The sequence below is a fragment of the Amycolatopsis orientalis genome, from assembly GCF_000943515.2.
Classification (GTDB): domain Bacteria; phylum Actinomycetota; class Actinomycetes; order Mycobacteriales; family Pseudonocardiaceae; genus Amycolatopsis; species Amycolatopsis orientalis.
The window spans coordinates 7,562,015-7,573,420 of the sequence record NZ_CP016174.1; the positions used below are offsets into that span (position 1 = coordinate 7,562,015).

Here is an 11,406-nt window from a genome sequence, read left to right on the forward strand (position 1 = left end):
CATCCACGCGGAAGCGCGCCTTTACTGGCGACGCCCTTTAACAACCGTCCATTCGGTCAGTAACCAGGTGGTGTCATGACGACCAACGCGGCGCACGCGATGTTCGCCGACGATCTGGCGTCGAGCGCGCTGGGGATCGAGCTGATCGAGGCCGCCGAAGGGCGCGCCGTCGCCACCATGTGGATCACCGAAACGATGGTGAACGGCCACGGCATCGCGCACGGCGGCTACGTCTTCCTGCTCGCCGACACGACGTTCGCCTGCGCCTGCAACAGCCATGGCCCGGTGACCGTCGCGTCCGGCGCGGAGATCTCCTTCGTCACGGCCGGACGGCTCGGCGACCACCTCATCGCCACCGCCACCGAGCGGACCCGCTACGGGCGCAACGGCATCTACGACGTCACCGTGCACCGGGAGACCCCCGAGGGGCCGGAGGTCGTCGCCGAATTCCGCGGCCGGAGCCGCACCATCGAGAAAGCATCGGGACGATGAGCTTCCGCGACGACGCCGAGAACCTGACCATCGACGAACTCCAGGCGCTGCAACTGAACCGCCTTCAGTGGACCCTGCGGCACGCCTACGACAACGTGCCGTTCTACACCAGGAAGTTCGACGAGGCGGGCGTCCACCCGGACGACTGCAAGGCGCTGGAAGACCTGGCGAAGTTCCCGTTCACCACCAAACAGGACCTGCGCGACAACTACCCGTTCGGCATGTTCGCGGTGCCGGAATCGCAGGTCAGCCGGATCCACGCGTCCAGCGGCACCACCGGCAAGCCGACCGTCGTCGGCTACACCGCCGAAGACATCGACACCTGGGCGACGGTGATGGCGCGGTCGATCCGCGCGGCGGGCGGGCGGCCGGGCGACAAGGTCCACGTGGCCTACGGATACGGGCTGTTCACCGGCGGTCTCGGCGCGCACTACGGCGCCGAGAAACTGGGCTGCACGGTGATTCCCGCGTCCGGTGGCATGACAGCGCGCCAGGTGCAGATCATCACCGACTTCAAGCCCGAGATCATCATGGTCACCCCGTCGTACATGCTCACCCTGCTCGACGAGTTCGAACGGCAGGGCGTCGACCCGCAGGCCAGTTCGCTCAAGGTCGGCATCTTCGGCGCGGAACCGTGGACCGAGCAGATGCGCGCGGAGATCGAAGAGCGCGTCGGCATCGACGCCGTCGACATCTACGGCCTGTCCGAGGTGATGGGGCCCGGCGTCGCGCAGGAATGCGTCGAAACCAAGGACGGGCTGCACATCTGGGAGGACCACTTCTACCCCGAGGTGATCGACCCGTTCACCGAAAAACCGATCGACGGCACCGGTGAGCTGCTGTTCACCTCGCTCACCAAACAGGCGCTGCCGATCATCCGCTACCGCACCCGCGACCTCACCCGGCTGCTCCCGGGCACCGCGCGACCGGCGTACCGGCGGATGGAGAAGGTCACCGGCCGCACCGATGACATGATCATCCTGCGTGGCGTCAACGTCTTCCCCACGCAGATCGAGGAAGTCGTGCTGGTGACCCCCGCGCTCACCCCGCATTTCCAGCTGATCCGGTCCACGAAGGGCCGGATGGACCACCTGACGGTCCGCGTCGAGGCCCGCCCGGACGCGACGGCCGAGCAGCGCGCCGAAGCCGCCGCGCGACTGATCGCCGGGGTCAAGGACGGGGTCGGCGTGAGCGTCGGCGTCGAGGTGGTCGACCCGGACACTCTGGAGCGTTCGCTGGGCAAGATGCGCCGCGTACTCGACGAGCGGGACCGCGGTTGAGCACGCCAGCCCGCCGGGGGCGCCCCGGCTACGACCTCGAATCGCTGCTGCAGGTCGCCGTCAAGCTGTTCAACGAACGCGGCTACGACGGCACCAGCATGGAGGACCTCTCCCGCAAGCTCGGCATCACGAAATCCGCGATCTACCACCACGTGCCGAGCAAGGAGGAACTGCTGCGGCTCGCCGTCGACCGCGCGCTGAACGGCCTGTTCGCCGTCGCCGCCGAGACGGAGTCCTTCGAGGGCAGGGCCATCGAGAAGCTGGAGCATCTGGTGCGGGGCAGTGTCCTCGTGCTGGTGGAGCAGCTGCCGTTCGTCACGTTGCTGCTGCGGGTCCGCGGCAACACCAAGATCGAACGGGCCGCGCTGGCGCGGCGGCGCGAATTCGACCGGCTGGTCACGGAACTGGTCAAACAGGCCGAAACCGAGGGCGACGTGCGGCCCGACATCGATCCCGCGGTCACCGCGCGGCTGCTGTACGGCATGGTGAACTCGCTGATCGAGTGGTACCGGCCGCGCCGGGGCTCCGCGGGCACGGAACTGGCGGACGCGGTCTGCAAGATCGCCTTCGACGGCCTTCGGACCCAGTAGGGCGCTTCAGCTACTCCCCGGCGGCCTTCGGTGGCTGCCGCGCCTGCCAGATCAGCGCGTCACGGAGCTGCTGAATGAGCTGTTCGTCGTCGGCCTCCGACGGATCGACGCCGAGCGGGATCCACCGCTCGCCGACCTTGGCGCCGTTCTCGAAGCTGGTGATCACGATGCCCGCGTACGAGACGCATTCGTCCTCGGTGTCACCCTGGATCCGGACGTCACGGTGCTGCAGGCGCACACTGACCCACCGCCCGGAACGGCGGACCGGATCGCGCTCAGCACTGGCCATTCGTCCCTACCCAAGACGCCCGGTCCCCCCGCCCCCAACGTCGCCGCCGGGCCTCGGAGGGTTACCGGTGGGTTGTTCCGAATGAGTAACGACAAGCGCTCACCTGAAACAGTTACGCCCGGCCCATGACCAGGCGATGTTCGGCCCATCGCCGGGCCGCCGCGGTGACCCCGGCGCGCATCGGCAGCGGATCGGTGTGGTGCAGGTAGGTCCACATCCCCAGCAACGCGACGGAGAAGGCGGTCAGGGCCTCGGGTGACACGCCGGGCCAGGCGAACGTGGTGGCCGCCCAGTGCTCGGCGGTTTCCGGGTCGTGGCCCTGATCGATGAGGCGGACCACGAGATGCGCGGCGTCGATCCACGCCGCGCCGGTCTGAGACCAGGCCCAATCGATCACCCAAGCGCGACCGCCGCCGACCAGGATGTTGAGCTGGTGCAGGTCGGTATGGATCAGGCTGTCCCCCACCGTCGCCTCGATCCCCTTGGCCTCCAGTTTCACGAAAAGGTCGAGTCGGTCCCGGCTCCACTGATCCAGTCCGGCGAGGGGCTGATGGCGCAAGCGGCGCCAGCCCGCCATCCACGCCATTTTCTCGGACAGCACCGGGACCTTCGGCGCGGTGAAACCACCCAGTTCCCGGGCCATGACGGATACCGCCTCGGCAACCAACCGCAGGTCCTCCGAACCAGGCGAGAGATCGGCATGGCGGCCGGCGATATGGCGGAAGCCGAGCACGAGCCAGCCGTCCGCCTCGGCTTTCCACAGCAGACGTGGCGATATGGCCGGAGGCAGATACGGGGCGATATCCGCCTCGTGGCGGTGCATCGCTCCCCGCTTGCCTCCGGCGTCGGCAATGCCCTTGCAGAACACCGCTCCCTGCCGCGTGTGCAGTGTGGCGGCGAAGTCGGAGTTACGCCCGGCCGCCGGTATCACGACTCGGCTCACGGGTCCCGTCTCGGCCTCGATCGCGGCGCGCACGGTGCCGGGGAGGTCGTTCCAGGTATGGCGCATACGTCCTCAGCGTATCCCCGCCTGGACGATATTTCGCAGGACTCGCGGCGCACTACGGGGTTCTCTGACAACGGCTACGCTCGGCCCATGGACACCGAGCCGGAGAGCCGGCGGCGCCGCCTCGAACCGGCCGCCCGGCGTGCCGAGATCCTGGCCGCGGCGCGACGGCTGTTCGGCGCGGGCACGTATGCCTCCGTGTCGACGTCGGACATCGCGAAGGCCGCCGGGGTGGCCAGGCCGCTGATCAACCACTACTTCGGCGGCAAGCGCGAGCTGTACCTGGAAGTGGTCCGGCAGATGATGATCGTGCCGGCGCCGGTGGTCGAGAACCTGCCCGACACCACCGCCGAGGAACGGCTCGCGATCAGCGTCCGGCACTGGATCGAAGTCGTCGAGCGCAACGAGCAGGCGTGGCTGACCGCGATCGGACAGGAGGCCGTCGGCCGCGATCCGGACGTCGAGCGGATCATGCTGGAGGGTGACGAGATCGCCGCCGACCGTGTGCTCGCGGCCGCGCTGATGAGCGACATCACCGAAGGCCGTGAAGAACTCCGTGCGATGATCCGCTCGTACGGCGGGATGCTGCGCGCGGCGTCCCGCGAGTGGCTGATCCGCGGCACGCTCGGCCGGGAGGAGCTGCGGGTCTTCCTCACCGAGTCGATCCTGCACCTGCTGCGGGTCACTTACCCGGCCGTCCTCGCAACGCGTTCCGCCGGGCATAGGCCGCCGGCGTCATCCCCTTCCAGCGTTTGAAGGCGTAGATGAAGCTCGACGCCTCGGCGTAGCCCAGGCGCAGCGCGACGTCCTCGACGCTGAGCGCGCCGGTGTCGAGCATCTCCTCCGCCAGCGCCTGGCGGACCTCGTCCAGCAGCGCGCGGTAGCCGGTCCCGGCCTCGAACAGCCGTCGCCGCAGCGTCCGGGGGCTGAGGGCGAGCTGCCGCGCGACCTCATCCATCCCCGCGTCGACCCCGCCGAGCCGCACCAGTCTTTCCCGGACCTGCTGGGCGATCCCGGACCGCTCCCGTTTCCTCGACACCAGCAGCTCGCATTGCGCGGCACAGACCGCGACGGTCTGGTCGTTGGCCTGTGGCAGCGGTTTGTCGAGGAGGAGCGGATCCAGGGTGGCGACCTGCGACGGCGCCGAGAACGAGGGCGCCAGCCCGAAGGTCCGCACGTATTCGTCCACAGAGGACGGACGTCCATGCCGGAACGCCAGGGAGCGCAAGGAGATGTCCGGCATGATGTCGCGCATGACGGTGTGGATGGCGCCGAGGTCACGCAGGACCAGGAAGCGGGCGACGTCGGCGGGTACGCGGCTGTCGTCCATGGTCAGCGCGAGCCGTCCTGCTTCCAGGGTCACGTGCGGGATGCAGAAGGTGAAGCTCAGGTCCAGGTACTTCAGCGCGAAACGCATCGCGTCGCCCAGCGTGGGGCTGCTGATGCACGCGAAGCCGAAGATGCCGAACGCGCTGACGCGGTACCGCCTGCTCAGCCGCAGCGCGACATCGTCCCCGCCGCCGAGCCCCCGGACCAGGGCGCGGACCACCGCGAGTTCCTGGCGCGCGTCGACCTGGCCGTCGACCGGGGCGTGCTCGTAGTTCTCCAGTCCCGTGATGCCGTTCTCGGCGGCGAAGCGGGCCATGAGCACGATGCTCGCCGTGCCGCGCGGGTAGTCCCAGTCCCGGATCACCGGCGGCGGTAGTTCCATGGCCGGGATTATGGATCCCGGCAGCGATCGGCGCATTGAGGACCATAACTGTCCTGGATGCCCATTAGGGTGATCGTCATGTCCGACACGTTGAGCAGGCGCGCGCTGAACCGCGCCATGCTGGACCGGCAGCTGCTGCTCCGGCGTTCGAAGATGACCGCGCTCGAAGCGGTCCAGCACCTCGCCGGGTTGCAGGCGCAGGCCCCCAACCCGCCGTACTTCGCGCTGTGGACGCGGCTGCACGGCTTCCGCCAGGAAGACCTGGCCAAGCTGCTGCTGGACAAGAGCGTCGTGCGGATCGCGCTCATGCGCGGCACGGTGCACCTGGTGACCCCAGAGGACGCGCTCGCGTGGCGGCCGATCGTGCAGCCCCTCTACGACCGCTCGGTGACCGGCAACACCCAGTTCGGCCCTGACATCAAGGACCTTGACCACCAGGAGATCGCCCGCACCGCCCGCAAACTGCTCGGCGAGCGGCCGCTTTCGTCGGCAGGCCTCGGCGCGGAACTGGCGAAGCATTGGGAGGGCGTCGCGCCGTCGTCGCTGGTGCACGTCGCGCGGGCACTGCTGCCGCTCGTGCAGATCCCGCCGCGGGGCGTATGGGGCAAGTCGGGACAGCCGACGTATCAGACCACCGGGGACTGGCTGGGCGCCGAGCCGGACTCGGCGCCGTCGCCGGAAGCGATGTTCCGGCGCTATTTGGCGGCGTTCGGACCGGCCGGCGTGCAGGACGCGCAGGCGTGGGCCGGGATCACGAAACTCGGTGAGGTCGCCGAGCGGCTGCGCCCGGAACTGCGGGTGTTCCGTGACGAGAACGGGCGCGAGCTGTTCGACCTCGAAGACGCGCCGCGGCCGGATCCGGACATTCCCGCGCCGGCGCGGCTGCTGGGACCTTTCGACCAGACGATCCTGTCCTACGCCGACCGCACGCGGGTGATCAGCGACGAGTACCGCAAGGTCGTCATCACCCAGAACGGCCTGGTCAAGGGCACCATCCTGGTCGACGGATCGGTGAAGGGCTTCTGGGAGATCAAGACGGTGAAGAAGGCGGCTTCGGTCGTCATCACGCCCTTCGAACGCGTCCCGAAGCGCGATCTGGACACTCTCGAAAGCTCCGCCCACCGCCTCCTGGTCTGGGCGCACCCGACGTCCGAATCCCACTCCGTGCATTTCGTCCACTGAAGGCTGGTGGCCGGAAATCTCGATTGAGTGGCCGGACGTGCACTTCCGGGAGGGCTGATCGGTGCGTAACTTCGATCGGCATGGGCAAGACGAGCGTGCTGATCGTAGGGACGGGCTTCGGCGGGGTCGGGACGGCGATCGAGCTCAAACGCGCCGGGATCGACGACTTCACCATCCTGGAGAGCGCTGACGAACCAGGCGGGGTCTGGCGGGAGAACACCTACCCCGGCGCGGGCTGCGACATCCCGTCACCGCTGTACTCGTTCTCCTACGAACCCAATCCCGACTGGCCGAAGCGGTTCTCACTGCAGCCCGACATCCACTCCTACCTCAAACGCGTGGTGCGCCGCTACGGACTCGAACCGCACATCCGCTTCGGCACCCGCGTCACCGATGCCGTCTTCGACGAGGAGCGCGGGCTCTGGCGTATCGAAACCGCGGGCGGAGAGACGTACGAAGCGAACGTCTTCGTCCCCGCCGTCGGACAGCTTTCGCGGCCGGTCCAGCCGGACATCCCCGGCCAGGACACCTTCGAGGGCCCCAGTTTCCACTCCGCGCGCTGGGACCACGACGTCGACCTGCGCGGCAAGAAGGTCGCGGTGATCGGCACCGGCGCGAGCGCGATCCAGTTCGTGCCCGAACTCCAGCGTCAGGCCGCGGAGCTGACGGTGTTCCAGCGCACCGCGCCCTACATCCTGGCCAAACGGGACACCGCCTACCGGCGCTGGCAGCAACGGCTGTTCCGCTCGCTGCCGGCCACGCAACTGCTCGGCAGGCTCCGGATCTTCCTCCTCGCCGAGTACGCGACCTACGCGATGACGAAACATCCGTCACTGGCCAAGGTCTTCGAGCTACGGGCGGCTCAGTTGCGCCGCCGCCACATCAAGGACCGGGCCCTGCGCGCGAAGCTCACCCCGGACTATCCGCTGGGCTGCAAGCGGATCCTGTTCACCAACGAGTACCTGCCCGCGCTGGCGCGGCACAACGTCGCGGTGGAGACCCGGCGCATCAGCGCGATCACCCCCTCCGGGGTGCTCACCGAGGACGGCGTCGAGCACGAGGCCGACGTCATCGTCTACGGAACCGGTTTCGCGGCAACGGATTTCCTCGGCGAACTCAAGGTGGAGGGGCTCGGCGGCAGGTCACTGTCCGACGCGTGGAAAGGCGGCGCGCGGGCGTACCTCGGCATGACCGTGCCGGGATTCCCCAACCTGTTCTGCGTCTACGGCCCCAACACCAACCTCGGCGCGGGCTCCATCATCTACATGATCGAACGGCAGGCCCGCTACATCCGCCAAGCCGTCGAACACCTCAGCCGCCCCGGAGTGTCCTATATGGACGTCGTCCCCGAGGTCGAGCAACGCTACGACGAGGAGATCCAGCGACGGCTGGGCCAGAGTGTCTGGACGGCCTGCGCCAGCTGGTACCGCCAGGACAACGGCCGCGTGAGCACGAACTGGCCGGGGCTGGTGAGCGAATACGACCGCCGGACGAAGACCCTCGACCTCGGCGACTACCGGACGGCGGGCCCGCGATGAACTACGACGTGCTGGTGATCGGCTCCGGTTTCGGCGGCAGTGTGACCGCGTTACGGCTCACCGAGAAGGGTTACCGCGTCGGCGTACTGGAGACCGGCCGCAGATTCGCCGACGACGAGTTCGCGAAGACGTCGTGGCGGCTGCGGAAGTACCTGTGGGCCCCGAAAATGGGCTGCTTCGGCATCCAGCGGCTGACCCTGCTGAAGAACACGTTCGTGCTGAGCGGCGCGGGCGTCGGCGGCGGCTCACTCGTCTACGCGAACACGCTCTACGAACCCCCGGACACCTTCTACCAAGACCCGCAGTGGGCGCATATCACCGACTGGAAGGCCGAACTCGCCCCGCATTACGACCAGGCGAAACGGATGCTGGGCGTGGTGGAGAACCCGCTGGTCACCCCGGCCGACCGGGTGCTGCGCGAGGTCGCCGAGGACATGGGCATCGCAGACACCTACCGGCCGACCCCGGTCGGCGTCTACTTCGGGAAACGCGACGTCGATCCGTTCTTCGGCGGCGAGGGGCCTCGGCGGAAACCGTGCACGCACTGCGGCGAATGCATGACCGGCTGCCGGGTCGGCGCGAAGAACACGACCGTCAAGAACTATCTGTACCTGGCAGAGAAGTCGGGTGCGGAGGTCCATCCGCTGACCACCGCGGTGTCGGTCCGGCCGATCGAAGGCGGGTACGCGGTCGACACCGTCCAAACAGGATGCTGGGTGCGCAAGCGCAAGCGGACCTTCACCGCCACGGAGGTCGTCTTCGCCGCCGCTTCCCTGGGGACGCAACGGCTCCTGCATTCCCTGAAGGAGGCCGGCACGCTGCCGAACCTGTCGCCGCGGCTGGGCTTGCTCGCCAGGACGAACTCCGAGGCCGTGCTCGCCGCACGGTCACTGCGGAAGGACACCGACTTCACCCGCGGCGTCGCGATCACGTCGTCGATCCATCCCGACGCCGTCACCCACGTCGAACCGGTGCGGTACGGCAAGGGCAGCAACTTCATGGGACTGCTGACGACGGTGCTCGTCGACGCCGAGCCTGGCAAACGCCGGTGGGTACTGGGCTTGCGCGAGCTACGGCGGAACTGGCGGCACCTGGCGCGGCTGCACAATCCGCGGCACTGGTCGGAGCGGATGGTCGGGCTGCTGGTGATGCAGACGCTGAACAATTCCGTGACCACGTACACGAAACGCGGGCTCTTCGGCCGCCGGATGACCACGAAACAGGGCGTCGGCGACCCGAACCCGGAGTGGATCCCGGCCGGGCACGAGGTCACCCGGCGGGTCGCGGACAAGATCGGCGGACTGGCGCAGGGCGCGTGGACCGATCTGGCGAACATCCCGATCACCGGGCATTTCATCGGCGGTTGCGCCATCGGCGAGAGCCCCGAGACCGGCGTCGTCGACCCGTACCAACGGGTGCACGGCTATCCCGGCCTGCACATCGCCGACGGCTCGGCGATCTCGGCGAACCTCGGGGTGAACCCGTCGCTGACCATCACCGCGCAGGCGGAACGCGCGATGTCGTTGTGGCCCAACAAGGGCGAGGCCGACCCGCGGCCGCCGCTGGGCTCCCCCTACCGCCGCCTCTCCCCCGTCGCCCCTCTCAAACCGGTGGTGCCCCCACACGCTCCGGCCGCCCTGCGCCTCCCCCTCACCCCGCTCTGACCCCCGCGTTTCGTCCTCTGGATGCGGTACTTGCGTGCGCAAGGACCGCATCCAGAGGACTAAATGCGTGTCACGGGAGGGTCGAGAGGCCTGCGCTTACGGTGTTCGACCACGCGTAGCCCTGCGAAGCGTCCCAGTTGATCGACCAGGTCATCGCGCCGCGGATCGTCGGGTACGTCGTCGTCGGCTTGAACGAGCCGCAGTTCGTGCCCTTCGCCAGGCAGTTCAGCGCGTTGACCGTGTTGCCGGGCGCCTGGTAACCGCCGCCCGCCGCCGAACCCGACGCGGGGAGGCCGAGCCCGACCTGGTCGGCCCGCAACCCGCCCTGCAGCTGGATGCAGGCCAGCGCGGTGAGGAAGTCGACCGTGCCCTGCGAGTAGACCTTCTGGTCGCAGCCGAGCATCGCGCCGCTGTTGTAGTACTGCATGTTGACGATCGTCAGGATGTCCTTGACGTTCAGCGCCAGCTTGAAGTACTCCGCCGCCGGGCTCTGCATGTCGATCGTCTGCGGCGCCATGGTGATGACCGTGCCGCCCGCCGCGTGGATGCTGCGCAGCGCCTGCGCCATGTACGTCGCGTTGACGCCGTTCTCGAGGTCGATGTCGACGCCGTCGAAGCCGTAGGTCGCGATGAGGGACTTCATGCTGTTCGAGAAGTTCGTCGCGGCGGCCGAAGAATCGACGCGGATCGTGCCCTTCTCACCGCCGACGGACAGGATGACCTTCTGGCCGCGCGCCTGTGCCGTCTTGATGTCGGCCTTGAACTGCGCGTCGGTGTAGCCGCCGAGCTGGCTCGACAGACCGGGGTCGAGGGTGAAGGTGACCGCGCCCGGCGTGGCCGTCGCGTCGGCGAAGGACACCGCGATGATGTTGTACTTCGTCGGGACGTCGGCGAGCTTGAGCGCCTTCGCGCCGTTGTAGAAGTTCTGCCAGTACCCGGTGATCACGTGCTTCGGCAGGTTCCCGGTCGGCGGGGTGCTCGTCGTGGTCGTCGGCGGCTCGCTGGTCGTGGTGGTCGTCGGCGGATTCGAAGTCGTCGGCGTGGTCGGGGTCGTGGTCGGCGAGCCGCCGGGGCCGTCGAGGTTGACGTCGTCCGCGAAGTACGCGGGCTGGCCGTACCAGCCGTGCAGGTAGATCTCGACGCTCGTGGTCGACGCGCCGGTGGTGAAGCTCAGCGAGAGCTGGCTCCAGCTACCGCCACCGGGGGTCCAGGTGTTCTTGTCCCCCGTCCCGGTGCCGGTGACGCCGAGGTAGGTGTAGCTGCCCTGCACCCACGCGGACAGCGTGTACGCGGTGTTGGCCTTCACCGGCACGCTCTGCGAGCAGCGGGCGTTGTCCTGTCCGGCGGGCGTGGCGCTGAGCGCGCGGCTGCCCGAGTGGACCGGCGTGCTGACCACGGCGTTGGCGCCGGAACAGGTCCAGCCGCTCGTGGTCCCGAGTTCGAAACCCGGATTGGTGAGGATGTTGGCGGCCGAGGCGCTGCCCGAGACCGCGAAAGTCACCCCCAGGCACACGGCCAGTGACGACAACAGGGCGAGGAACGCGTGTTTCGGCTTGACTTTCACAGCTGGCCTCCACGAACGGGTGACGTCGGCCACATCAAAATGGTACAGACCAATACACCTGTCAAGGGTTCGGTTAGGGGAGGCCATACG

Annotated in this window: 11 protein-coding genes; 7 read left to right on the forward strand and 4 right to left on the reverse strand. The window is 68.3% G+C overall.

The window, feature by feature from the left end; translation table 11 throughout:
• The first annotated feature begins 99 nt into the window (after window positions 1–99).
• The 3 genes from paaI to SD37_RS32895 are packed head-to-tail and all read left to right on the forward strand — an operon-like array spanning window position 100 to window position 2,362.
• Window positions 100–492: a hydroxyphenylacetyl-CoA thioesterase PaaI gene (gene paaI / locus SD37_RS32885; RefSeq protein WP_044856231.1), complete on the forward strand. Its 393-nt coding sequence runs from the start codon at window positions 100–102 to the stop codon at window positions 490–492.
• On the forward strand, window positions 489–1,772 hold the full coding sequence (paaK, locus tag SD37_RS32890; RefSeq protein WP_044856177.1) for a phenylacetate--CoA ligase PaaK: 1,284 nt from the start codon (window positions 489–491) through the stop codon (window positions 1,770–1,772). The genes paaI and paaK overlap by 4 nt, the downstream gene beginning before the upstream one ends.
• Complete coding sequence (locus SD37_RS32895; RefSeq protein ID WP_044856178.1) at window positions 1,769–2,362, forward strand: TetR/AcrR family transcriptional regulator; 594 nt, start codon at window positions 1,769–1,771, stop codon at window positions 2,360–2,362. Before paaK ends, SD37_RS32895 begins: the two co-directional genes overlap by 4 nt.
• Window positions 2,363–2,372: 10 nt before the next feature.
• Here the strand turns inward: SD37_RS32895 and SD37_RS32900 are convergent, their stop codons facing one another.
• Window positions 2,373–2,651 (reverse strand): hypothetical protein, encoded by a 279-nt coding sequence (locus SD37_RS32900; RefSeq protein WP_044856179.1) that lies wholly within the window; start codon window positions 2,649–2,651, stop codon window positions 2,373–2,375.
• Between the two features lie 112 nt (window positions 2,652–2,763).
• Window positions 2,764–3,660 carry a phosphotransferase gene (locus SD37_RS32905; protein WP_044856180.1) on the reverse strand — a complete coding sequence of 299 codons (897 nt, stop codon included), beginning with the start codon at window positions 3,658–3,660 and terminating at the stop codon, window positions 2,764–2,766.
• A gap of 87 nt (window positions 3,661–3,747) precedes the next feature.
• On the opposite strand from SD37_RS32905, the gene SD37_RS32910 reads away from it, so the two are divergent.
• Window positions 3,748–4,413: a TetR/AcrR family transcriptional regulator gene (locus SD37_RS32910; RefSeq protein ID WP_044856181.1), complete on the forward strand. Its 666-nt coding sequence runs from the start codon at window positions 3,748–3,750 to the stop codon at window positions 4,411–4,413.
• On the opposite strand, the gene SD37_RS32915 is transcribed toward SD37_RS32910, so the two are convergent.
• The gene (locus SD37_RS32915; RefSeq protein WP_044856182.1) at window positions 4,340–5,368 is read right to left on the reverse strand and encodes an AraC family transcriptional regulator; all 1,029 of its coding nucleotides are present in this window, start codon (window positions 5,366–5,368) and stop codon (window positions 4,340–4,342) included. The two genes, SD37_RS32910 and SD37_RS32915, sit on opposite strands and share 74 nt — an antisense overlap.
• 78 nt (window positions 5,369–5,446) lie before the next feature.
• On the opposite strand from SD37_RS32915, the gene SD37_RS32920 reads away from it, so the two are divergent.
• The 3 genes from SD37_RS32920 to SD37_RS32930 all read left to right on the forward strand — a co-directional run bounded on the left by SD37_RS32920 (window position 5,447) and on the right by SD37_RS32930 (window position 9,752).
• On the forward strand, window positions 5,447–6,550 hold the full coding sequence (locus SD37_RS32920) for a winged helix DNA-binding domain-containing protein (RefSeq protein WP_044856183.1): 1,104 nt from the start codon (window positions 5,447–5,449) through the stop codon (window positions 6,548–6,550).
• A gap of 80 nt (window positions 6,551–6,630) precedes the next feature.
• The gene (locus SD37_RS32925) at window positions 6,631–8,088 is read left to right on the forward strand and encodes a flavin-containing monooxygenase (RefSeq protein WP_044856184.1); all 1,458 of its coding nucleotides are present in this window, start codon (window positions 6,631–6,633) and stop codon (window positions 8,086–8,088) included.
• Entirely contained in the window at window positions 8,085–9,752 is a 1,668-nt protein-coding gene (locus tag SD37_RS32930) for a GMC oxidoreductase (protein ID WP_044856185.1), read from the forward strand. Before SD37_RS32925 ends, SD37_RS32930 begins: the two co-directional genes overlap by 4 nt.
• A 70-nt stretch (window positions 9,753–9,822) precedes the next feature.
• On the opposite strand, the gene SD37_RS32935 is transcribed toward SD37_RS32930, so the two are convergent.
• Window positions 9,823–11,316: a chitinase gene (locus tag SD37_RS32935; protein WP_044856186.1), complete on the reverse strand. Its 1,494-nt coding sequence runs from the start codon at window positions 11,314–11,316 to the stop codon at window positions 9,823–9,825.
• Window positions 11,317–11,406: the final 90 nt, after the last annotated feature.

What these genes read in the sequence shown, in the direction of transcription:
- paaI (WP_044856231.1), top strand. Translation starts at nt 100, where the DNA reads ATGTTCGCCGACGATCTGGCGTCGAGCGCGCTGGGGATCGAGCTGATC.
- SD37_RS32910 (WP_044856181.1), top strand. Translation starts at nt 3,748, where the DNA reads ATGGACACCGAGCCGGAGAGCCGGCGGCGCCGCCTCGAACCGGCCGCC.
- SD37_RS32900 (WP_044856179.1), bottom strand. Translation starts at nt 2,651, where the DNA reads ATGGCCAGTGCTGAGCGCGATCCGGTCCGCCGTTCCGGGCGGTGGGTC.
- SD37_RS32915 (WP_044856182.1), bottom strand. Translation starts at nt 5,368, where the DNA reads ATGGAACTACCGCCGCCGGTGATCCGGGACTGGGACTACCCGCGCGGC.
- SD37_RS32925 (WP_044856184.1), top strand. Translation starts at nt 6,631, where the DNA reads ATGGGCAAGACGAGCGTGCTGATCGTAGGGACGGGCTTCGGCGGGGTC.
- SD37_RS32930 (WP_044856185.1), top strand. Translation starts at nt 8,085, where the DNA reads ATGAACTACGACGTGCTGGTGATCGGCTCCGGTTTCGGCGGCAGTGTG.
- paaK (WP_044856177.1), top strand. Translation starts at nt 489, where the DNA reads ATGAGCTTCCGCGACGACGCCGAGAACCTGACCATCGACGAACTCCAG.
- SD37_RS32905 (WP_044856180.1), bottom strand. Translation starts at nt 3,660, where the DNA reads ATGCGCCATACCTGGAACGACCTCCCCGGCACCGTGCGCGCCGCGATC.
- SD37_RS32920 (WP_044856183.1), top strand. Translation starts at nt 5,447, where the DNA reads ATGTCCGACACGTTGAGCAGGCGCGCGCTGAACCGCGCCATGCTGGAC.